This window comes from Serratia sp. BIGb0163, assembly GCF_024809935.1.
Classification (GTDB): Bacteria; Pseudomonadota; Gammaproteobacteria; order Enterobacterales; family Enterobacteriaceae; genus Serratia; species Serratia quinivorans.
This window is the reverse complement of sequence record NZ_JANUDZ010000004.1, coordinates 243,317-264,634: the sequence shown is the minus strand read 5'-3', so window position 1 is coordinate 264,634 and position 21,318 is coordinate 243,317. Positions and strand designations below refer to the sequence as shown.

Sequence of the window (21,318 nt, the reverse complement as noted above, 5' to 3'; positions counted from 1 at the left end):
CACCTATTGTAACGGAAAAGCGCCTCATCGGAACCGATATCAGCAACAGGTGAAGGGTATGAACCTCAGGATTGCGCCAGCTTCCAGACCGCCGCCACATTGCGGGCCGTGACCTCAAGATTATCGGCCGCGTCCGTCAGGGCTTCTTCCAGCGTGACGACACGGTCAAGCACCGAAAAAGCAGCGTCAATGCCATGCTGGTGTACCACCTGATAATCTTTCGACAGGCTGCCGGCGATGCCGATCACCGGCAAGCCATGGCGTTTGGCTACCCTTGCCACGCCAATCGGCGTTTTGCCGTGGATCGACTGGCTATCCAGTCGCCCCTCTCCGGTGATCACCAGATCGGCGTCGCGAAGCGCCTCTTCCAGCCGCAAAGTTTCAATCACGATCTCAATTCCTGGCCGTAAGCGAGCGTTGAGCATGCCGAGCAAGGCCGCCCCCATTCCGCCCGCCGCTCCGGCGCCCGGTGCGTTGAGCACCTCGCGGCCGGTGGCCTGCTGCAGCAAACTGCCGAAATGGCTTAGTGCCGCATCCAACTGCGTCACCATCTCCGGCGTGGCGCCCTTCTGCGGGCCAAACACCGCCGAAGCCCCGTGAGGGCCACATAACGGGTTATCCACGTCACAGGCAGCCGTTACGCTCACCTGCTGCAGGCGAGGGTCTACCGCTGAAAGATCAATTTGCGCTAACCGGGCCAGTGCCGCGCCACCCGGCGGCAGCGGTTGCTGTTGGTCATCCAGCAGCCTGGCCCCCAGCGCCTGCATCATACCGGCCCCCCCGTCGTTGGTGGCACTCCCGCCGATACCCAGAATAATCGTCTTCACGCCGCGTTCCAGCGCCGCCAGGATCAGTTCACCGGTACCGTAACTGGTGGTAATACGCGGATCGCGCTGTCCCTTGGGCGCCAAATGCAGGCCGGAAGCGGCCGCCATCTCGATAACGGCAGTTTCCCCCTCCCCCAGCAAGCCGTAAAAGGCAGAAACTGGCTGGCCCAACGGGCCGGTGACCTCAACCCTGACAATTTCTCCACCGGTGGCCGCCACCATCGAATCCACCGTGCCTTCGCCGCCGTCCGCCATCGGCAATTTCACATACTGCACCTGCGGGTAAATCTGGCGGAATCCGAGCTCGATGGCCTCAGCCACCGCCATCGCACTCAGGCTCTCTTTAAACGAGTCTGGGGCAATTACCACTTTTTTCAGCGTTTTCATCAGTATTCCTTATCCTGCCAGATTAAATACGCCAAACATCAACGCCGAGACGGCGGCAATGGTGAAGCCTATCAGGGTTTCATACGGCAGTAATTTCAGCCGTTGATGCACCACCATATTGACGCTGCCGCCGGTGGCGTGGAAGAAACTGCCGTGTGGCAGGTGATCCAGCACCGTGGCACCGGCATGGATCATCGCCGCCCCCGCCAACCCGCTGACGCCCAGCTCCAGCAAGGTGCTGCTGAATACGCCGGATGCCACGGCGGTACCGGCGGTAGTGGAAGCGGTTGCCATCGACATCAATGCCCCGGAGAGCGGGGCCAGCAGCCAGGCCGGCATACCGGTGTGGGTCAATCCGTTAATCAACGCGTCCTTCAGCGCCGAGTTGGCGATAATGCCCGCCAGCGTACCGGTGCCGAGCAGCATAATCGCCACCGGAGCCATGCGGCTCAGGCCAGAAACCATAAACTGATTACACTGGCGAATGCGTCCCATCAATAACGCTCCCACCAATCCGCCGGCCGGTAACGCAATCAGCGGATCGACGGCTATACCGGCGATCGGCCGCAGTGACAGCAGCACAATGGCAACCAACGGCGCGCTGATCGCCGCCGCAAAGCCTGGGCGAGAACCCTCAGCATGCTGCGTCAGTTCCTCTGCCAGCACCTTGTCCCCCTTGTTGCTCAAGCGCCGGGCCAGCAGATAGGCCACCACCAGCCCACACAGGCCAGGCACGATGCCGGCCATCATTACCGAGGTCAGCGGCACATGGAAGTTATCGGCGGCCGCAATGGTGTTCGGGTTGGGTGACATCACGTTACCGGCCTTGCCGCCACCGATCATCGCCAACAGGATGGCACCGCGCGAGATCCCGGCCTTCTGGGCAATGGAGAGAGCGATCGGCGCTACGGTGATCACCGCCACGTCGATAAATACCCCAACCGCCGTAAGGATCAGTGTAGCTATCGCCAGCGCCAGCAGCGCACGGGTTTCCCCGACCTTGCGGACAATGGTTTCAGCAATGGTGTGCGCCGCGCCGGACTCAATCAGCACCCCGGCCAATACCCCCGCGGCCAGAATGCGCATTACGGCGTTGGTGATGCCCTGAGCGCCGGTGATCATCAGCGTCACGGTCTGTACCAGATCGGCGCCGCCACACAATCCACCGGCCAGCGCACCGGCAATCATGCCGTAGGCTGGCGGAACCTTGCGTAAAATCAGAACGATAGCGACGACCAATGCCACCAGCGCCCCCAATGTGGATACCGTTGTCATTATTGTTTTCCCCGTTGTTGGTGTGGGGAAAACATATCCTGAGCGCCGAACATTAGCGTGAGAGGAAGCCACAAAAACCCACCGGCTGGCGCGCCGGAAAGTTGTGGTTTTACACAACTCAGTGGTGCATCAGCATGCCGATGTATAACTGCAAGGCATCAGTTAACTGATTGATTTTCAATCCGGTAATCGCCTCAATGCGCTGCAGGCGATAGCGCAGGGTATTGACGTGAATATGCAGCTCAGTGGCAGTCTGCGTCTGATCACAATTCCGCGAAAAATAGTGCCGCAGGGTGCTGCGCAGTACGCCTTTTTCATCACTGGCCCCCAGGATCTGCCAGGGGCGTGAAAGCTCCTGCGCACGCCAGTCTTCCCCCAAATCGCACAGCAATGACGGCAGCGGGTAATCTTGGTAGAACAGCGTCTTGTGGCGCAGTTTCAACCGCTGCGCCATTGCCTGGGTGGCGCGGGCGGTCAGGTTAGAACGGTGCAACCCCGCCTCACCGCTAAAGAAGCCGCCGATAATCAAACGCAGGTTGAAACGCGACTGGAGCTGGCTTTGCAACTGCTGCGCCTGTTTGCGCTCCTGTTTCAAACTCCATTCCCCCTGCACCAGACTGGCGGGCCGCAGCAGGACCATTTCGTTGAGGCCGGTGATGGCGAGCAGCGCCTCACGCTGGCTGTGTTCCAGTTCCGCCAGCAGTTCACGCAATAAATTCGGCTGAGGATCCTGTAACTCCAGGATCCAGACGATACGCGGCAGTTGCAGATCCAGGCCCAGATAGGCAGCCATCGACTCCAGCGAGGCCGATGCCGGCTGCGGCTGCAACAACTGATTCGCCAGTTCCTCGCGATAACGCTTTTCCCACTGGTTTTGGCTCAATAATGCCGCCTGCTCCACCATCAGCTCAGCCGCCATTTTTACCAGTTCGGCATAGGCGCGCACCTGGGTGGGTTCGCCGGAAATGCCGATCACCCCCACCTGCTGGCTGCGAAAGCTAAATGGCAGGTTAATGCCTGGCCGTACCCCTTTAAGATGCGCTGCGGTCACCGCATCAATTTCCACTACCCGGTTCTCGGTTAGCGCCAGCACCGCGCCCTCATGGCGCTGGAACAGGCGTGAGGGATTACCGGAGGCAATGATGACACCGTTGCTGTCCATAACGTTGACGGAATGATTGATGATGCCCATCGCCCGCTGCACGATCTGGCGCGCGGTGGATTCTGCCAGCAAATTGGTGGTTCTGAGCATCAGGAGAGTCCCCATGGGTGATTATGGAGGCAGTTATACGTCATTTATCGCGGGTGATTAAAGCGCACTGGCTCAACAAGCCACGGCGATCACAGTTCGGCTGGAAAATAGCAAAAAAAACGCCAGACCGATAAGGCCTGGCGCTATACACCGCAATGAAAAACCGATCAGCCGAGGATGGTCGCCAGTTCAGCGCTCACTTCGGTCACTTTACGGGTGCCGTCGATTTTACGGTATTGGGTGTTGCCTGCTGCAGCTTCTTTGCTGTAGTAGGAAATCAACGGTGCCGTCATCTGGTGGTATTCAACCAGACGTTTGCGCACGGTTTCTTCCTGATCGTCTTTACGGGTCGTCAGGTCTTCGCCGGTTGCGTCGTCTTTGCCTTCCACCTTCGGCGGATTGAATTTAACGTGGTACACGCGGCCAGATGGCGCATGCACGCGGCGACCAACGATGCGATCAACGATCAGTTCGTCCGGCACGTCGAATTCCAGCACATAATCCACGTTGATGCCGGCTTCTTTCATCGCGTCAGCCTGTGGAATAGTGCGTGGGAAACCGTCCAGCAGGAAGCCGTTACGGCAGTCTTCCTGGGTGATGCGTTCTTTAACCAGTGCAATGACCAGTTCATCGGTTACCAGCTTGCCGGCATCCATGATTTCTTTCGCCTGCTTGCCCAGTTCACTGCCGGCCTTCACGGCTGCGCGCAACATATCACCAGTAGAGATTTGCGGAATACCGTATTTCTCCATGATGAATTGAGCCTGAGTACCTTTACCAGCGCCCGGAGCGCCCAGCAGAATGATACGCATTGCGTAAATCCCCTTGCTATGTAGTTTTTATAAAATTGCGAAAACGCTCAACCATACCATTTCAGGGGGGGCTGGCTCAAGGTACGCGAGGAAATCGATTGCGGAGCAGAAAGGGCAAAAAAGAGGGTAAAACGCTGAAAATCAGTGAGAAAAGCAAAAAAAAACGCCTCCAACCTTTAGGTCAGAGGCGTATAAGGTCGAAATTATGCGGACAACAGCTTATTCATGCGGCGGATAAACTGATTTGGGTCTTCCAGCGTGCCGCGTTCGGCCAGCAGCGCCTGATCCAATAACAGGTCAATCCACTCGGCGAATTGTTCGTTATCGCCCACATCGGATGCGCGTTTGACCAGCGCATGTTCCGGATTCAGTTCGAAAATGTATTTCACGGCCGGCGCTTCCTGGCCCGCAGCGGCAAACAGTTTTGCCATCTGGGTGCTCATTTCATCGGCGTCGGTGATGACGATAGCCGGCGTATCGGTCAGGCGGTGCGTCAGGCGCACATCCTTCACACGATCGCCCAGCAGGGTCTTCACGCGGTCAACGAACGGCTCCAGCTGCTTCTCAGCGGCCTTCTGCTCTTCGGTTTCATCCGCCAGTTTGTCCAGCGCGTCGTCCGCCTTGCTGACCGACTGGAACGGCTTGCCGTCAAATTCGGTCAGGTAGCTCATCATCCATTCATCGATACGGTCAGAAAGCAGCAATACTTCGATGCCTTTCTTGCGGAACAGCTCCAGGTGCGGGCTGCTCTTGGCGGCGGCATAGCTGTCGGCAGTGATGTAATAAATCTTCTCCTGCCCTTCGGCCATGCGGCCAACGTACTCTTCCAGCGAAACCGTCTGCGCCGAGCTGTCACTCTGGGTAGAGGCGAAACGCAGCAATTTGGCGATGGTTTCTTTATTGTTCGCGTCTTCCGCCGGGCCTTCTTTCAACACCAGACCGAACTGCTGCCAGAACTTCTGGTAGCCTTCCGCGTCGTCTTTGGCCAGTTTTTCCAGCATCTGCAGCACACGCTTGGTCAGCGCGCCACGCAGGTTTTGCGTCACACGGCTGTCTTGCAGAATTTCACGCGAGACGTTCAGCGGCAGATCGTTGGAATCTATCAGGCCACGCACGAAACGCAGGTAGTTCGGCATGAACTGCTCAGCGTCGTCCATGATAAACACGCGCTGAACATACAGTTTCAGACCGTGCTTGTGATCGCGGTTCCACATGTCCCACGGGGCCTGGGCAGGGATATACAGCAGGCTGGTGTATTCCTGCTTGCCTTCCACCCGGTTGTGGCTCCAGCTCAGCGGATCGGTAAAGTCGTGAGCAATGTGTTTGTAGAACTCTTTGTATTCTTCGTCGGTGACGTCAGCCTTGCTACGGGTCCACAGGGCCTGCGCCTTGTTGATTTTTTCCCAGGTGACGGTGCCGTCTTCTTCGTTTTTGGTTTCAATCTCAACCGGCAGTGCGATGTGGTCGGAGTATTTACCGATCACCGAACGCAGACGCCAGGCGTCGAGGTATTCATCTTCGCCTTCGCGCAGATGCAGGGTGATTTCGGTACCGCGATCTTCTTTGCTGACGTCGGCAATGGTGTAATCGCCCTCACCGACGGACTCCCAGAACACGCCTTGATCGGCGGCGGCACCGGCTGCGCGGGTACGCACGGTGACTTTATCCGCCACGATGAACGCGGAGTAGAAGCCCACGCCAAACTGGCCGATCAATTGGCTGTCTTTGGCCTGATCGGAGCCGATAGACTCCAGGAAGGCTTTAGTCCCTGATTTTGCGATGGTGCCCAGGTTTTCAATCACTTCTTCGCGGTTCATGCCAATGCCGTTGTCGGCAATGGTCAGCGTACGCTGGTCTTTATCGAAGGAAAGACGCACACGCAGCTCGCCGTCGCCTTCATACAGCTCTGGCGCGGACAGCGCGCGGAAACGCAGCTTGTCGGCGGCGTCTGAGGCGTTGGAGATCAGCTCGCGCAGGAAAATTTCTTTATTGGAGTACAGCGAATGAATCATCAAATGAAGCAGTTGTTTTACTTCAGACTGGAAACCACGGGTTTCTTGACCTTTCATACTCATTGATTACCTCAAAGATATAGCTACCAAAATCGGACAATGAGGATCAAGTGGGGGTCAGAGCATTGTTTTTCAAGCGACTGGGGGAATTTTTTTGGCAAAGTAACGGGGCCGTGATGGCCCCGCTAAGCATCAGAACTTGATAACGTGGCGACCGGCCAGGGAATGCGACAGCGTGGTGCCGTCGACCATCTCCAGCTCGCCACCCACCGGCACGCCGTGGGCAATGCGGCTGGCCACTACGCCATACTGACCACACATCTCGGCGATGTAGTTGGCGGTTGCGTCACCTTCCACCGTCGGGTTGGTCGCCAGGATCACTTCGGTAACGCTTTCTTTTTCCAGCCGTTGCTCCAGCCGATCCAGACCGATATCGCCTGGGCCAATGCCGTCCATCGGCGACAGGTGGCCCATCAACACAAAGTAGCGCCCGGCGAACTGGCCGGTCTGCTCGATGGCGTGAATATCAGCCGGGCTTTCCACCACGCAGATCTGGCCGTTTTGTTGACGGCGCGGATTGGCGCAGATGGTGCAGATATCCTGCTCGGTGAAGGTGCGGCAATCGGCACAGTGACCGATTTCCGACATGGCGCGGGTCAGCGCCTGCGCCAAACGCATGCCACCGCTGCGATCGCGCTGCAACAGTTGGAATGCCATGCGCTGCGCCGACTTAGGGCCAACGCCCGGCAGGCAACGCAACGCCTCCATCAATGTTTCAAGGAGCGGGCTGGTTTGCATCAGAACGGCATCTTAAAGCCAGGTGGCAGTTGCATGCCATTGGACACAGACGCCATTTTCTCTTTCTGGGTTTCGTCGATACGACGTGCGGCGTCGTTGATCGCAGCAGCGATCAGGTCTTCCAGCATATCTTTATCGTCTTCCATCAGGCTCGGATCGATCTCCACACGACGGCAGTTGTGCGCGCCATTGATGGTGACTTTCACCAGGCCGGCACCGGATTCGCCAGTCACTTCCAATTTGGCGACTTCTTCCTGCATCTGCTGCATTTTTTCTTGCATTTGCTGGGCTTGCTTCATCAGGTTGCCCAGACCGCCTTTACCAAACATAGTCGTCTCTCGTCGCTAGGGCCGCGCACTTTACGCAGCGTTTAAATGGGGCGAATACTCTCTTCATCCAGGTCCGCGTCGAAGAAACGGCGCAGGGTCTGAATATGGGTATCCGTAACGATCGACTGGCGCGCCTGCGCCAGTTTTTCTTCATAAATGGCTTGTCGCCACTCCAGCGGAGTCCGCTCCGCCGGATTATCGTCTTCCACCACGGTCAACTCAACCGGGCTACCGTACAGCTCGCTGAGCGCATCGGTCAGCACCTTCTGCGCCGAAGGCGAATTCAGGTGACGCTGCGACGACCGCAGGTGAAGACAAATCTTACCGGGTTCCAACTGTTGTTTAACCGCGTTTAATGCCAGTTGCTGCACCAGTTTTGGAATTTTAAGCTTATCGATTTCCGCCGCCCAGGCGTCGCGTTCCAGCGATTCAACCACCAGTTTGGCCGACAGCTCGGGCGTTTTCTCATGCTCGAGCGCGGTGCGCAACGCTTTCGGCGTAGCCAGCGGCTCCGGTTCGGCCTCCGGCTCGGTCAGTGCGCGCCAGCGATAAGCCTCCGGCTTGGCCGGTTTTTCCTGCACGATCTTTTCCGCCTGGCGCTGCTGGCTGCGCTCAGTCACGGAAGCCAATCGCTCCAGTGCCGAGTTCGCCGGCCGCGCTTTTCCAGGCGCCGCCGGTTCACTCTTTTTTGTTGTGGATGCTCCCTGCTGCCTCAGCAGTTGGGTACGCGCCTTTAATAATTGCGCGGTGGCATCCGGTAAATTCGCTTGCTGATTGTTCTGCGGTGCAACCTGCCCTAACGGCGGCGGTGCGTCCTGAAACTGTGGCGGCTGGGCCGCTTGAACCTGTGGCTGAGCCATCTGCACAGGTGCAGTCTGCACCATGGCTACCGGCTCGGGGATCATCGCCTTCGGATGAAACGCCAGCGCGCGCAGCAGGGTCATTTCAACCCCCATGCGGCGATCCGGCGCAAAGGCCAGCTCTTTGCGGCCAACCAACAGCGTTTGGTAATAGAGCTGTACGTCAGTCGGCGGCAAGGTACGCGCCAGCTCACGCAGCCGCTGTTCAATGGCGGCGTAATGATTATCCAACACCGACGGCAGCAACTGCACCATCGCAATACGGTGCAGCAACGCCAGCGTCTCGATCAGCAGATTTTCCCAATCGACACCGCGCGAAGCGGCCTGCGCGACCTGCGCCATCACCTTTTCGCCATCGGCACTGACCAGCGCTTCGAGAATAGCCAGCGGCTGTTCATCGTCAAGCGTGCCCAGCATTTGGCTGACGGTGGCGGTAGTCACCTGCCCCTGTCCCATGGCAATCGCCTGGTCAGTGAGGCTCAGTGCATCACGCATGCTGCCATCGGCGGCACGCGCCAATAGCTGCAACGCACGCTGATCGCTGGTGATCTGCTCTGCCTGCAGCACCGTTTCCAACTGGCTGCGGATCTGATCGACGTCCAGCGCCTTCAGATGAAATTGCAGACAGCGGGACAAAATGGTTACCGGCAACTTTTGCGGGTCGGTGGTTGCCAACAGGAATTTGACGTGCGAAGGCGGCTCTTCCAGCGTTTTCAACAGCGCATTGAAGCTGTGACGCGAGAGCATGTGCACTTCGTCAATCAGGTAAACCTTGAAGCGGCCACGGGCGGGAGCGTACTGGACGTTATCCAGCAGATCGCGGGTATCTTCCACCTTGGTTCTGGACGCGGCGTCGATCTCGATCAGATCGACAAAACGTCCCTGCTCAATCTCGCGGCAGTTATCACATTGACCGCACGGCGTGGCGGTGATGCCGGTTTCACAGTTCAGGCCTTTGGCCAGCAGGCGCGCAATGGTGGTTTTACCCACGCCGCGCGTACCCGAGAACAGATAGGCGTGATGGATCCGCCCCAGCGAGAGGCCGTTAGCCAGTGCCGTCAGGACATGTTCCTGTCCGACCACATCTGCAAACGTTTGAGGGCGCCACTTACGGGCTAGAACCTGATAGCTCATTAATACCGGAAAAGTCGAGTAATCTGGAGGGTCATGCTAACACAGCCCCGCGGCGATCCGCGAGGCCGTTGTGGTAATGCAGATCAGTGGCCGGAGAAGTTGACCAGGCTGTAGCATTCAATACCCAGGGTGTTTAAACGCGCTTCACCGCCGAGATCCGGCAGATTGATAATGAAGGCGGCGTCGGTCACTTCACCACCCAGACGGCGGATCAGTTTTGCTGTGGCTTCGATGGTGCCGCCGGTTGCCAGCAGATCGTCCACCACCAGCACTTTATCACCGGCGCTGATAGCATCGGTGTGGATTTCCAACTTGTCGGTGCCGTATTCCAGCTCATAGCTTTCGCTGAGGGTGGCACGCGGCAGCTTGCCCGGTTTGCGCACCGGTACAAAACCCACGCCCAGCGCCAACGCAACCGGGGCGCCAAACAGGAAGCCACGCGCTTCGGTGCCAACCACTTTGGTGACGCCCGCTTCGCGGAAACGCTCAACCAGCAATTCAATACTGGCGGCGTAGGCCAGCGGATTTTCCAGCAGGCTGGTGACGTCACGGAACAGTATGCCCGGCTTAGGGTAATCCGGGATGGTTTTGATACTGTCTTTAATAAACTGAAGCTGCTGCGCAGTAGCGGTCATAATTGTTGCCTGATAAAACTGCCTGATGACTTGCGCGCAGGTCATCTTAACCCGCACACGAAAACGGTCAAATTTATGCAAACTGGCGGACAAATGCAACCGACGGTGTGCGATCAGCGCTGTTTTTGTTGTGGCAGGTCAACAACCGGCAGCCGTGACATAAAGATCAGCAGAACGGCCAGCATCACTAACAGTAAGCTGCGCACCCACCAAAGCTTCACCAACCACAGCGAAACCGCAAACGTCAGCACAATCATCAATACGGCCTTCCATTTGGTCCCCGGCGGCAAGGCGCGGTGCTGTTGCCAATGGCGCAGATAGGGGCCAAACCATGAACGGTACAGCAACCAGGCGTGAAATCGCGGCGACGAACGGGCAAAGCACCAGGCGGCCAGCAGCAGAAAGGGCGTGGTGGGCAGCAGCGGCAATACCACGCCCAGCGTCGCCAGTACCACCGCCAGCCAACCGAGGATTATCAATAACCAACGCGTCATGGGGATCCTTGTCCATCAATCTGTCTGACGTCACTTTATCACCAGCCTCCCCAGCGTCACCAGTCGCAACGGCCGGAATATGCGTGCAGCGCTTGTTTCACGGTGTGAACGCGTGCAAGCTGAGCCCACTATCCTCGTCATGGAGCCAACGTGAGTACTCAGCGTCTTTTACAAGTGTTAGAACAACAGATCACGGTGTTAGCCGGCGAAATCACACCACAAGGCGACGCACCGATCCCTCAGGCACGCTTTGACGCTGCGTTATTTTCCAACCGCGGCACCCGGCTGCGCGATTACCTGACAGAAGTACAAAAGAACTTCGCCCAGTTGCAGACCGCAGCCAACGACAGCCGCACCACCCAGGTGGCCTTTCTGGCCGAGAGACTGGTGGCGCAGATCACCGCCCTGCAGCGCGAATTGGCGACCCAGGCGCTGCGCCGGAAAAATCAGCCCAAGGAAGTGGTGGCGGCCGATTTGTACCATAAGCTGGCTGAGCATCAGGATTATGAGCGTCGGATTATTTCGATGATCCAGGATCGGGAAAGCCTGTTGGGCAGACAGACCACGCTGGCAGCACAGCAAAAACTGCAGCATGAGCTGGCGGCGCTGGAAGGCCGATTGATGCGTTGCCGCCAGGCGTTGGCACGAATCGAACGCAGTATTGAACGTAAAGAAAACGGTTTTTGAAGATTTATCACAATATTTTAATGATTCTTCCCCTCCGCGGATCTTGTTCACTATACTCAGCCGAAGCGAAGCATCACTCATTCATCTCAATTTAAACGTGGGTTTTATGTCTCTAGAAAATGCCTCAGCAGAATTGCAACTGGCGGTAGATCTGATTTACCTGCTGGAATGCAATGAGATCGATCCGGCCACCGCGCTGGCGGCGCTGGATATTGTCAAACGGGACTACCAGGAAAAGTTGCAGCGCAACGGCGTAACCTCCCCTTACCTGCCTGTCGGCCAGTAAACAGGGTTCAGCCTGCGCTGAACCCTTGCTTCTCATTCCATTATCATCCTGCCGACGTACCGCCTTCATCCGGCGATAATGTCCGTTTCACTTCCTGCACCTCGTTGCCCTGCTGATTGTGCAAATACACCTCAAGCTGGTTGAAGGCAATATTGATATCGTTCTCACGGCACAGGCGTTCGATCGAGCGGTTCAGTTCGTCAACGGTATAGCTGCGGTCACGCAATTCACGCACGTAAAGGCGCAGTTCGTGATCCAGCGTGCTGGCGCCGAAATTAAGGAAGAATACCTGCGGCTCGGGATCGGTCATCACCCGCGGGTTATCGCGCGCCGCCTGCAACAGCACCGCTTTCACCTTGTCCAGATCAGATCCGTAGGCTACGCCAACCTTGATCAATACGCGGGTGATGGTGTCTGACAGCGACCAGTTGATCAACCGCTCGGTAACAAACGCCTTGTTAGGGATAATCACTTCTTTGCGGTCAAAGTCGGTGATGGTAGTGGCACGAATGCGGATTTTGCTGACCGAGCCTGAGAAACTGCCGATAGTAATGGTATCGCCGATACGGATAGGCCGTTCAAACAGGATAATCAGACCGGAGACAAAGTTGGCGAAAATCTCCTGTAAACCGAAGCCCAGCCCAACGGTCAAACCGGCCGCCAGCCACTGCAGCTTATCCCAGGATACGCCCAGCGATCCCAGTGCGGTCACTGCCCCCACGGTGGTAATCAGATAGGTCAATATGGTGGTGACCGCATAAGAGGTCCCCTGCCGCAACTGCAGCCGCGACAACACCACTACCTCCAGTAAACCAGGCAGGTTGCGAGTCATGACGTAGGCGACGATAACCGCCGCTATCGCTACCATCATGTTGCCCAGCGTTACCGCCTGCGCCACGCTGCTGCCGGCAACGGTAGAGGTGTAATGCCATAGCGTGATGCTGTCCAGATACGAAATCACCGTCACCAGATCGGACCAAATGGCATAAAAAGCGCTGGCGAAGATAATAAACAGCGCCATGGTGGTCAGACGCAGCGACTGCTGGTTGATTTGATCGAGCGCCAAAGGAGGTTCTTCAACCGGTTCCAGCCCTTCGGCTCCCTCTTTCTCTTTCGCCAGGCTCTGGCGACGGGCCAGCGCACGGCGGTAGGCCAGACGGCGCGCCGCGACGCTCAACCCACGGATCGCAGTCAGATAAACAATATTCCACAGGAAAAACAGGTACAAACTGTCGATCCAGCGGCCGGCCAGCCGCAGCGTGGTGTAGAAGTAACCGGCAAACATCAGCCCAAGCAGGATCAACGGCGTGGCGGCAATCGCGGTAACAATCACCAATCGCACCGCGTGCGAACCTTTCTCTCGCCAACTGTCACGGCACATCGGGAACACCAGCACGGTCAGCAGTGCCAGCGTCAGCATGACCACCACCTGGCCGATCACGTCTTCCACCAGCCGCAGCGGCGCTTTCTCGCCCAGCACCGACCAGAAGATCAACGGCAGCAACGCCAGGCCCAGCCGCACCGTCTGACGACGGTAATGCGCACAAAGCTCAGGGGCAAAATTAAAGTGCCGCTCACAAACGCCGCCCACTGCCAGCATGCGGTAGGTGAAGCCGAAAATCAGCCAGAATAGCGCCAGCTGCTGCGACAGCGCCCAAATGAAATCACTGAGGCCAATTTCGGCACGATCCCCCCAGAACCCCGCCCCCAGCAGCAGCGCCGAGCCGGGAACGACCTTCAGCAAGGTCAGTAAGATGGCTTTGGGTGTGTGCAGTTGGCCATCGCGCTTTAACTGCCCGACATCGTTGGCCAGCCGTTGCAAATGGCTGTCGATCAGCTTGTAGCGCCAGCGTAACAGGCCGAGCAGCAGCAACAGCGGGATCAGCACCACCAGCGAGTTCAAACCGCCCTGCACTATTTTTCCAAGGTCTAATTTGAAATCGAGGGTGGCGAGTTGATCTCTGACCGCCCCCGGCAGAGCTTTCAACCACGCCAAATCAACCGGCTTGTTACTGTTAACCCAGAAAATCTGCTGGGTCAGCGTATCCCGCAGCGAGCTGTTAACGCTGGTCAACTGCTGCTGGTTGATCTGCAGGTTGATCGACTGCGCCAACTGATTGCTAAGCTGTTTGTTCAACTGATCCAACAGCTCACGCCGCATATCGACGATTTCGTTTAAAGCGTCCAGCACGTCCGCACTGGCTTTTTCTTTGCTGTCGGCAACCAGCTTATTGATGTAATCGTCGCCTTTGAACAGGTCGTCGCGCTGCTGGTTGATATCAAACTGTTCCAGACGCAGATCGGCGATGCGCGTGCCCATGTCTGCCACCAGCGTCCCCTGCGGCAGGCTCTGTTGTTGCTGATACAAAATGCGTGACAGCACCAGACTGCCTTTGAGCACCTGGATCTGTTCTTTTAAATTACGTTCCGCCTGCAGGCCACGATCGAGCCAGTTCTTCACCCGAATATTCTGCTGGAACAACACGTTGCTCTCTTCAGTGGCGGCAATCAGCCGTTGGCTGAGTTGGCGGTTAACATCCAGCTCTTTACTGACTAATTGATCGTGCTGAATGTCAGTCGCATCTTCCGGGTTCTGCGCCTCTTTGGCAGTTTTTTCCGACAGCGTCAGGCGCTTGCTGTTGACCACTTCTTGCAGCAACTGCACGCTGTGATCCAAAGCATCAATATGCCCGGTGGTGTAGTCGCGCTGTTTCTGCAGCAGATCCTGCAGGGTGGTGTTGGCTTCCAGGCTTTTGCGCTGCAGATCAATTTGCGCATTGAGCAACGTCTGTTCGGTTGCCAGCATCACTAGCTGGCTGTCGCGCAGTGAGTTTTGGCCCGGCGTCTGATCGTTGATTTGGTTACGGATCTCCTGCAGACGCTGCGAAGCGGTGTACATGCTGCTCTGCACCCGCTCCGGCTGGGTCTGCAGTGAAACCAGTTGGCTGTTATAGGTCGACAGGTTTTCCTGCGCAATCTGCAGGTCGTCGAGGGTTTGATAAAGGCGGGTTTCCAACTGGCGCAGTGAAAGCTGCAGCAGTTCGGCCCTGGCGGCCGTGCCGTCTACCGGCGTCTTGAGTGCATCGAGATCGGCGGTTACCTGACGCAATTTGCCCGGCGCCAGTTGCAACTGCTGCTTAAGCTGAGCGCCATCCTGTTTAGTGCGTTCAATCGCGTCCAGCAGCTCAAGCGTGCGGGCCAAATCTTGTTGGGTGAGCTTATTGACCGGGGTCAGCGTCTTTTGCTTGTTCAAGGCTTCAATCTGGCCTTGAATTTCGCTACGGGACGGCAGGTCGCCATTCAGGGACGCATAGGCCGCAGGTTGGCACACCGCACAAACCGCGATCAGTAAAAACAGGGCAAGGGTGCGGGAAAGGCCCACACTCAGGAACGAGGGGAACGCCAGAAAAGAACCTTTAGCTAACCTGCGATGCATGATTTGGCTTCGAATCAATAATAAAGAAGCCTAAAGATTATCACGATCGCAGATAGCCAAAGAATAAGAAAAGCATTGCTGGTGATGTACAGATGTCGCAGGATCAGAACGTCAGCACTTTTCCTGCCGCCAGCGTCCACTGCGCCAACTCGACCAGGGTTCCGATCTCTACCCCATCCGCCAGTGGCAATTGGCTCACGCCACGTGCGTCGGCGCAGGTCTTGCACAGCTTCACCGGCACCTGTTGCGCAGTGAGAATTTCCAGCATTTGCTGCAAATGGTAACCTTCGCGCGGCTGTTGGCCTGCCAGCCCGGCCACCACCGCATCGGACATCAGAAACAGTTTCAGATCGAGATCGCTTTGCTGCTCTTTCAGGGTAATGGCCAGACGCAGGGCATTAAACAGGGATTCATGGCCATAGGCGGCGCCATTGGCAATCAACACTACGGATGACATGGTATTTCTCCTATAAAGGATGGATTTCGACGCTGTGTGGCTGCGTCGCCAGTTCTTCCGGCTTGATTCGTAAGGCGGGACTGAATTGGACCATTTCGAGGAAGGAGTCGATCAGCGCCGTCGCTTCGGCTTTCAGATCAAAGCTCTCCGGCATAAACAGCCAATTCTCCATCAGGCCGGTAATATAAGCATGCAGGATAATTGCCGCGCGGCGGGTGTGCAAATCAACGGGCAGTTGGCCGTGGCCCATACAGTCACGCAGCACCGACTCAATGCGTTCATAACCTGTCAGGTATAAGACTTTACGCGCCTCATGCAGCGGCATCATCTCACCGACGAATTCGCACTTGTGGAAAACGATTTCCATCAGCGCTCGTCGGCGGCTGTCATCGACCGTAGCCGTCAGAATGTAAATCAGAATTTCCCGTAAAATACGCAGTGGATTCTCGGGGAACTTTGCCTGATACTCTAGTTCCAGATCACCAATTTTTGACTCTGATAATTCCCAAACTTCATTAAACAGGTCTACCTTGTTCTTGAAGTGCCAATAAATTGCACCACGCGTAACTCCGGCAGCAGTGGCAATATCTGTCAGTGACGTTGCAGAAACGCCACGTTCAGAAAATTCTTGCACCGCAGCATCAAGTATGTGCTGTCGAGTTTCTAGCGCCTGCTGTTTGGTTTTTCGTGCCATGACGTTGTTTTTTCGGGGGAGTGTGATTTACATACATTCGCGTATGTATGTACCATAGCACGCACATATAATTAACGCAGCAATGGGTTTTAAAGCTTGTGATCCATTGATCATTTTGAAATCGGACACTTGAGGTTTTTCTATGAACAAAAACAGAGGGTTAACGCCTCTGGCGGCAGTTCTGATGCTTTCAGGCAGCTTAATGCTTACAGGATGTAACGATAAAGAAACCCAACAGCAAGGCGCCCAACCACCGGCTCCCGAAGTGGGTGTAGTGACTTTGAAGGCCGAGCCTCTCAATATGACTACCGATCTTCCTGGCCGCACCGCTGCGTATCGTATCGCCGAAGTTCGCCCTCAGGTCAGCGGTATTATCCTGAAACGCAACTTTGTTGAAGGCAGTGATATCAAGGCAGGCACTTCCCTGTATCAGATTGATCCTGCTACCTATCAGGCAAGCTATGACAGCGCCAAAGGCGATCTGGCCAAAGCACAGGCCAGCGCTTCTATCGCGCGCGTGACGGTCAACCGCTACAAGCCCTTGCTGGGCACCAGCTACATCAGCAAGCAGGATTACGATACAGCCGTTTCCAACCTGCAGCAGGCAGACGCCGCTGTGATAGCCGCAAAAGCGGCGGTTGAAACTGCGCGTATCAACCTGGCTTACACTAAAGTGACGTCCCCAATCTCCGGGCGTATCGGCAAATCTTCAGTAACCGAAGGCGCGCTGGTCAGCAACGGTCAAACCACGGCGCTGTCTACCGTGCAACAGTTGGATCCGATTTACGTCGACGTCACTCAGTCGAGCAACGACTTTCTGCGCCTGAAGCAAGAATTGGCCAGCGGTGCGCTGAAACAGGAAAACGGCAAGGCCAAGGTGAAACTGCTGCTGGAGAACGGCGCGCAGTACGCTCAGGAAGGCACGCTGGAATTCTCTGACGTCACCGTGGATGAAACCACCGGTTCAATCACCATTCGCGCCCTGTTCCCTAACCCGAACGATACGCTGCTGCCAGGTATGTTCGTTCGCGCCCGTCTGGACGAAGGCGTGCGCAGCGATGCATTGCTGGTGCCACAGCAGGGTGTAACACGTAACCCGCGTGGCGAAGCTACCGCGATGGTGGTGGGCGCTGACGATAAAGTCGAAATGCGCACGCTGAAAGCGGACCAGGCGATTGGTGACAAATGGTTGGTTACCGACGGCTTGAAAGCCGGCGACCGCGTAATTGTCACTGGCCTGATGAAAGTCCGCCCAGGCGCTCAGGTAAAAGTGCAGGAAGTTGACACTCAGGCGCAAAAGCAGCCGCAGTCTGAAGCGCAGAAGTCATAAAAAGGAGCCGGTAAGACATGGCTAAGTTCTTTATAGATCGCCCTATTTTCGCCTGGGTAATCGCCATCATCGTCATGTTGGCGGGTGTGCTGTCAATAATGAAACTGCCGATTGCGCAGTATCCAACTATTGCACCACCGGCGGTCAGTATTTCCGCAAACTATCCGGGCGCAGATGCAAAAACGGTGCAGGATACCGTGACTCAGATTATCGAACAGAACATGAACGGTATCGATAATCTGATGTACATGTCCTCCACCAGTGATTCTTCTGGTAGCGTTACCATTACACTGACGTTTAACTCGGGAACAGACCCTGACATCGCGCAGGTTCAGGTACAGAACAAACTGTCTTTGGCTACGCCGTTACTGCCGCAAGAAGTACAGCAGCAGGGCCTGAAAGTTGAAAAGTCCAGCAGCAGCTTCCTGATGGTAGCCGGCTTCATTTCCGACGATCCGAGCATGACTCAGGACGACATCGCGGACTATGTGGCCTCTAACATCAAGGACCCGATCAGCCGTTCATCCGGCGTGGGTGAAGTGCAGCTGTTTGGTGCCCAGTACGCGATGCGTGTCTGGTTGGATCCAAATAAGCTCAATAACTTCCAATTAACCACTACTGATGTGACGTCCGCCATTACCGAGCAGAACAACCAAATCGCCGCAGGGCAATTGGGTGGGATGCCACCGGTGCCGGGTCAACAGCTTAACGCCTCGATCATCGCGCAGACCCGTCTGACCTCTCCAGAAGAGTTCGGCAAAATTCTGCTGAAGGTGAATGCCGACGGTTCTCAGGTTCGCCTGAGCGACGTGGCACACATTGAGCGCGGAGCTGAAAGCTATGCGGTGACCGCACGTTATAACGGCAAACCGGCGGCAGGCCTGGGTATCAAACTGGCTACCGGTGCCAACGCCCTGAACACTGCACAAGGTGTGAAAGACGCGCTGACCAAAATGCAGCCTTTCTTCCCGCAAGGGATGAAAGTGGTTTATCCGTACGACACCACGCCGTTCGTTAAAATCTCGATTAACGAAGTGGTGAAAACGCTGATCGAAGCCATCATCCTGGTATTCCTGGTGATGTATTTGTTCCTGCAAAACTTCCGCGCAACCCTGATCCCGACCATTGCGGTACCGGTGGTGTTGCTGGGGACCTTTGCCATTTTGGCGGCCTTCGGCTTCTCGATAAACACCCTGACGATGTTCGGCATGGTGCTGGCGATAGGCTTGTTGGTGGATGATGCCATCGTGGTGGTAGAGAACGTCGAGCGTGTAATGTCCGAAGAGGGACTGCCGCCGAAGGAAGCCACCAAGAAATCGATGGAACAGATCCAGGGCGCGTTGGTCGGTATTGCCATGGTGCTGTCGGCGGTATTCGTCCCTATGGCGTTCTTCGGCGGCTCGACCGGTGCTATCTACCGTCAGTTCTCCATCACCATCGTTTCTGCGATGGCACTGTCGGTACTGGTAGCGTTGATTCTGACGCCTGCACTGTGCGCCACCTTGTTGAAACCCGTAGCGAAAGGCGACCACGGGGTTAAAACCGGCTTCTTCGGTTGGTTTAACCGCATGTTCGAAAAGAGCACCCATCACTACACCGACAGCGTAGCCAACATCCTGCGCAGCACCGGTCGTTATCTGGTGATCTACCTGCTGATCGTTGTCGGCATGGCGCTGCTGTTCCTGCGCTTGCCTTCCTCGTTCCTGCCGGACGAAGACCAGGGTATTTTGCTGACCATGGTGCAGTTGCCTGCAGGTGCTACCGAAGCGCGTACCTCTAAGGTTCTGGAAGAAGTCACCGACTACTTCATGACCAAAGAAAAAGACAACGTGGTTTCGGTGTTTACCGTTGCGGGCTTCGGCTTTAACGGTAACGGTCAGAACAACGGTCTGTCATTCGTCAGCCTGAAAGATTGGTCTGAACGTAAAGGTGAAGAGAATAAGGTACCGGCGATTGCAGGCCGCGCAATGGGCGCGTTCTCGCAAATCAAAGATGGCCTGGTATTCCCGTTCAACCTGCCGGCGATTATCGAACTGGGTACCGCGACCGGTTTTGACTTCCAGCTGATTGACCAGGGTGGCCTGGGGCATGAAAAACTGACCGAAGCACGTAACCAGTTGCTGGGCATGGCTGCCAAGCATCCGGACATGCTGGTGGGCATGCGCCCTAACGGTCTGGAAGATACGCCGCAGTTCAAACTGATTATCGACCAGGAAAAAGCCAAGGCTCTGGGCGTTAGCATCACCACCATTAACAGCACGCTGAGCACCGCGTTGGGTGGCTCTTACGTTAACGACTTCATCGACCGTGGTCGTGTGAAGAAAGTGTACGTACAGGCTGATGCGCCGTTCCGTATGTTGCCGGAAGATATCAATAAATGGTTTGTCCGCGGCACCAGCGGCCAGATGGTTCCGTTCTCCGCCTTCTCCTCGGCGAAATGGGAATACGGTTCACCGCGTCTGGAACGTTATAACGGTCTGCCTTCCATGGAAATTTTGGGTCAGGCAACGCCAGGCAAGAGTACCGGTGAAGCCATGAACCTGATGGAAGAACTGGCCTCCAAGCTGCCGAGCGGCATTGGTTACGACTGGACCGGTATGTCCTATCAGGAACGTCTGTCCGGTAACCAGGCTCCAGCACTGTATGCCATCTCGATTCTGGTGGTGTTCCTGTGTCTGGCAGCATTGTACGAGAGCTGGTCAATTCCGTTCTCGGTCATGCTGGTTCTGCCACTGGGGGTTATCGGTGCGTTGCTGGCGGCCACCATGCGCGGCCTTAACAACGACGTTTACTTCCAGGTGGGGCTGTTGACCACCATAGGTCTGTCGGCGAAGAACGCCATATTGATTGTGGAATTCGCCAAGGACCTGATGGATAAAGAAGGCAAGGGTCTGATAGAAGCCACGTTGGAAGCGGTGCGTATGCGTCTGCGTCCAATTCTGATGACTTCTCTGGCATTCATCCTCGGGGTTCTGCCGCTGGTTATCAGCAGCGGTGCAGGCTCCGGCGCACAGAACGCGGTAGGTACCGGCGTTATGGGCGGGATGATTACCGCGACCGTGCTGGCCATCTTCTTCGTTCCGGTCTTCTTCGTGGTGGTTCGCCGCCGCTTCAGCAAGAAGTCCGAAGATGTGGAACACAGCCACCCGGTTGATCATCACTGATTAAAGTAGTGATCCCGAACCTCTGAATACCAAGGCCGCTTATGCGGCCTTTTTCTTTGGCTTCATCGGCTTAATGCAAACCACTCTCATTAATTTATCGGCAGATGCATTTTGTACTTGATCCGCCTTGCCGTGCGGCGCATAATTATTGTTATAGTATAACATTACATTGGAGCGCATCATGAAAGCAGGCATCCACCCAAACTACCGTACCGTGGTGTTCCACGACCTCAGTGCCGATACCTACTTTAAGGTGGGTTCGACCATTAACACCGATCGCACCATTGAGCTTGAAGGTGAAAGCTGGCCGTATGTCACTCTCGACGTCTCTTCCGCTTCGCACCCGTATTACACCGGCAAGCAGAAAGAGTTCTCTAAAGAAGGCAGCACTGCGCGCTTCCAGCAACGTTTTGGCCGCTTCTTTACCGGCAATAAGTAACAGGGGATCC

The 21,318-nt window shown here is 56.2% G+C and carries 18 protein-coding genes and 1 other annotated feature; of the genes, 5 read left to right on the top strand and 13 right to left on the bottom strand.

Going from position 1 to position 21,318, the window contains the following annotated elements:
• Window positions 1-65: 65 nt before the first annotated feature.
• The 10 genes from M2406_RS16360 to M2406_RS16315 form a co-directional block, all read right to left on the bottom strand.
• Window positions 66-1,214: a glycerate kinase gene (locus M2406_RS16360; RefSeq protein ID WP_259190671.1), complete on the bottom strand. Its 1,149-nt coding sequence runs from the start codon at window positions 1,212-1,214 to the stop codon at window positions 66-68.
• A gap of 9 nt (window positions 1,215-1,223) precedes the next feature.
• A complete protein-coding gene (locus M2406_RS16355; RefSeq protein ID WP_012005580.1) occupies window positions 1,224-2,489 on the bottom strand; it encodes a GntP family permease in 1,266 nt (421 codons plus the stop codon).
• Window positions 2,490-2,607: 118 nt separating this feature from the next.
• Window positions 2,608-3,741 carry a sugar diacid recognition domain-containing protein gene (locus M2406_RS16350; RefSeq protein WP_259190670.1) on the bottom strand — a complete coding sequence of 378 codons (1,134 nt, stop codon included), beginning with the start codon at window positions 3,739-3,741 and terminating at the stop codon, window positions 2,608-2,610.
• A gap of 167 nt (window positions 3,742-3,908) precedes the next feature.
• Window positions 3,909-4,553, bottom strand: a complete 645-nt coding sequence (gene adk, locus M2406_RS16345; RefSeq protein ID WP_012005578.1) for an adenylate kinase — start codon at window positions 4,551-4,553, stop codon at window positions 3,909-3,911.
• Window positions 4,554-4,756: 203 nt separating this feature from the next.
• Window positions 4,757-6,622 (bottom strand): molecular chaperone HtpG, encoded by a 1,866-nt coding sequence (gene htpG / locus M2406_RS16340; RefSeq protein WP_259190668.1) that lies wholly within the window; start codon window positions 6,620-6,622, stop codon window positions 4,757-4,759.
• 135 nt (window positions 6,623-6,757) lie between these two features.
• Complete coding sequence (recR, locus tag M2406_RS16335; protein ID WP_012005576.1) at window positions 6,758-7,363, bottom strand: recombination mediator RecR; 606 nt, start codon at window positions 7,361-7,363, stop codon at window positions 6,758-6,760.
• Window positions 7,363-7,692 carry a YbaB/EbfC family nucleoid-associated protein gene (locus M2406_RS16330; RefSeq protein ID WP_012005575.1) on the bottom strand — a complete coding sequence of 110 codons (330 nt, stop codon included), beginning with the start codon at window positions 7,690-7,692 and terminating at the stop codon, window positions 7,363-7,365. The genes recR and M2406_RS16330 overlap by 1 nt, the downstream gene beginning before the upstream one ends.
• Before the next feature lie 41 nt (window positions 7,693-7,733).
• On the bottom strand, window positions 7,734-9,686 hold the full coding sequence (gene dnaX, locus M2406_RS16325) for a DNA polymerase III subunit gamma/tau (protein ID WP_012005574.1): 1,953 nt from the start codon (window positions 9,684-9,686) through the stop codon (window positions 7,734-7,736).
• Window positions 8,337-8,401: a sequence feature (DnaX frameshifting element), on the bottom strand. (Overlaps the previous gene by 65 nt.)
• Before the next feature lie 83 nt (window positions 9,687-9,769).
• A complete protein-coding gene (gene apt / locus M2406_RS16320; RefSeq protein ID WP_017891861.1) occupies window positions 9,770-10,321 on the bottom strand; it encodes an adenine phosphoribosyltransferase in 552 nt (183 codons plus the stop codon).
• A 113-nt stretch (window positions 10,322-10,434) separates the two neighbouring features.
• Window positions 10,435-10,815, bottom strand: coding sequence for a DUF454 family protein (locus tag M2406_RS16315; RefSeq protein ID WP_259190666.1), 381 nt, complete (start codon window positions 10,813-10,815; stop codon window positions 10,435-10,437).
• A 150-nt stretch (window positions 10,816-10,965) separates the two neighbouring features.
• On the opposite strand from M2406_RS16315, the gene priC reads away from it, so the two are divergent.
• Window positions 10,966-11,502 carry a primosomal replication protein PriC gene (priC, locus tag M2406_RS16310; protein WP_012005571.1) on the top strand — a complete coding sequence of 179 codons (537 nt, stop codon included), beginning with the start codon at window positions 10,966-10,968 and terminating at the stop codon, window positions 11,500-11,502.
• Between the two features lie 106 nt (window positions 11,503-11,608).
• A complete protein-coding gene (rsmS, locus tag M2406_RS16305; protein WP_012005570.1) occupies window positions 11,609-11,788 on the top strand; it encodes a pleiotropic regulatory protein RsmS in 180 nt (59 codons plus the stop codon).
• Window positions 11,789-11,831: 43 nt separating this feature from the next.
• On the opposite strand, the gene mscK is transcribed toward rsmS, so the two are convergent.
• The 3 genes from mscK to acrR all read right to left on the bottom strand — a co-directional run bounded on the left by mscK (window position 11,832) and on the right by acrR (window position 16,375).
• Window positions 11,832-15,224 carry a mechanosensitive channel MscK gene (gene mscK, locus M2406_RS16300; protein ID WP_259190664.1) on the bottom strand — a complete coding sequence of 1,131 codons (3,393 nt, stop codon included), beginning with the start codon at window positions 15,222-15,224 and terminating at the stop codon, window positions 11,832-11,834.
• A 103-nt stretch (window positions 15,225-15,327) separates the two neighbouring features.
• A complete protein-coding gene (locus M2406_RS16295) occupies window positions 15,328-15,681 on the bottom strand; it encodes a DsrE/DsrF/TusD sulfur relay family protein (RefSeq protein WP_012005568.1) in 354 nt (117 codons plus the stop codon).
• Window positions 15,682-15,691: 10 nt separating this feature from the next.
• Window positions 15,692-16,375, bottom strand: a complete 684-nt coding sequence (gene acrR, locus M2406_RS16290) for a multidrug efflux transporter transcriptional repressor AcrR (protein WP_112362762.1) — start codon at window positions 16,373-16,375, stop codon at window positions 15,692-15,694.
• Window positions 16,376-16,517: 142 nt separating this feature from the next.
• On the opposite strand from acrR, the gene sdeX reads away from it, so the two are divergent.
• From sdeX to M2406_RS16275, 3 genes are all read left to right on the top strand, one after another.
• Window positions 16,518-17,705, top strand: coding sequence for a multidrug efflux RND transporter periplasmic adaptor subunit SdeX (gene sdeX, locus M2406_RS16285; protein WP_012005566.1), 1,188 nt, complete (start codon window positions 16,518-16,520; stop codon window positions 17,703-17,705).
• A 17-nt stretch (window positions 17,706-17,722) separates the two neighbouring features.
• Window positions 17,723-20,869: a multidrug efflux RND transporter permease subunit SdeY gene (sdeY, locus tag M2406_RS16280; protein WP_012005565.1), complete on the top strand. Its 3,147-nt coding sequence runs from the start codon at window positions 17,723-17,725 to the stop codon at window positions 20,867-20,869.
• A gap of 181 nt (window positions 20,870-21,050) precedes the next feature.
• Window positions 21,051-21,308 (top strand): type B 50S ribosomal protein L31, encoded by a 258-nt coding sequence (locus M2406_RS16275; RefSeq protein WP_012005564.1) that lies wholly within the window; start codon window positions 21,051-21,053, stop codon window positions 21,306-21,308.
• Window positions 21,309-21,318: the final 10 nt, after the last annotated feature.

Excerpts from the sequence above, each read along its gene's own strand:
- dnaX (WP_012005574.1), bottom strand. The coding sequence starts at position 9,686 with ATGAGCTATCAGGTTCTAGCCCGTAAGTGGCGCCCTCAAACGTTTGCA.
- M2406_RS16315 (WP_259190666.1), bottom strand. The coding sequence starts at position 10,815 with ATGACGCGTTGGTTATTGATAATCCTCGGTTGGCTGGCGGTGGTACTG.
- mscK (WP_259190664.1), bottom strand. The coding sequence starts at position 15,224 with ATGCATCGCAGGTTAGCTAAAGGTTCTTTTCTGGCGTTCCCCTCGTTC.
- apt (WP_017891861.1), bottom strand. The coding sequence starts at position 10,321 with ATGACCGCTACTGCGCAGCAGCTTCAGTTTATTAAAGACAGTATCAAA.
- M2406_RS16330 (WP_012005575.1), bottom strand. The coding sequence starts at position 7,692 with ATGTTTGGTAAAGGCGGTCTGGGCAACCTGATGAAGCAAGCCCAGCAA.
- M2406_RS16360 (WP_259190671.1), bottom strand. The coding sequence starts at position 1,214 with ATGAAAACGCTGAAAAAAGTGGTAATTGCCCCAGACTCGTTTAAAGAG.
- M2406_RS16275 (WP_012005564.1), top strand. The coding sequence starts at position 21,051 with ATGAAAGCAGGCATCCACCCAAACTACCGTACCGTGGTGTTCCACGAC.
- acrR (WP_112362762.1), bottom strand. The coding sequence starts at position 16,375 with ATGGCACGAAAAACCAAACAGCAGGCGCTAGAAACTCGACAGCACATA.
- rsmS (WP_012005570.1), top strand. The coding sequence starts at position 11,609 with ATGTCTCTAGAAAATGCCTCAGCAGAATTGCAACTGGCGGTAGATCTG.
- adk (WP_012005578.1), bottom strand. The coding sequence starts at position 4,553 with ATGCGTATCATTCTGCTGGGCGCTCCGGGCGCTGGTAAAGGTACTCAG.
- sdeX (WP_012005566.1), top strand. The coding sequence starts at position 16,518 with ATGAACAAAAACAGAGGGTTAACGCCTCTGGCGGCAGTTCTGATGCTT.
- M2406_RS16295 (WP_012005568.1), bottom strand. The coding sequence starts at position 15,681 with ATGTCATCCGTAGTGTTGATTGCCAATGGCGCCGCCTATGGCCATGAA.
- M2406_RS16350 (WP_259190670.1), bottom strand. The coding sequence starts at position 3,741 with ATGCTCAGAACCACCAATTTGCTGGCAGAATCCACCGCGCGCCAGATC.
- recR (WP_012005576.1), bottom strand. The coding sequence starts at position 7,363 with ATGCAAACCAGCCCGCTCCTTGAAACATTGATGGAGGCGTTGCGTTGC.
- sdeY (WP_012005565.1), top strand. The coding sequence starts at position 17,723 with ATGGCTAAGTTCTTTATAGATCGCCCTATTTTCGCCTGGGTAATCGCC.
- M2406_RS16355 (WP_012005580.1), bottom strand. The coding sequence starts at position 2,489 with ATGACAACGGTATCCACATTGGGGGCGCTGGTGGCATTGGTCGTCGCT.
- htpG (WP_259190668.1), bottom strand. The coding sequence starts at position 6,622 with ATGAAAGGTCAAGAAACCCGTGGTTTCCAGTCTGAAGTAAAACAACTG.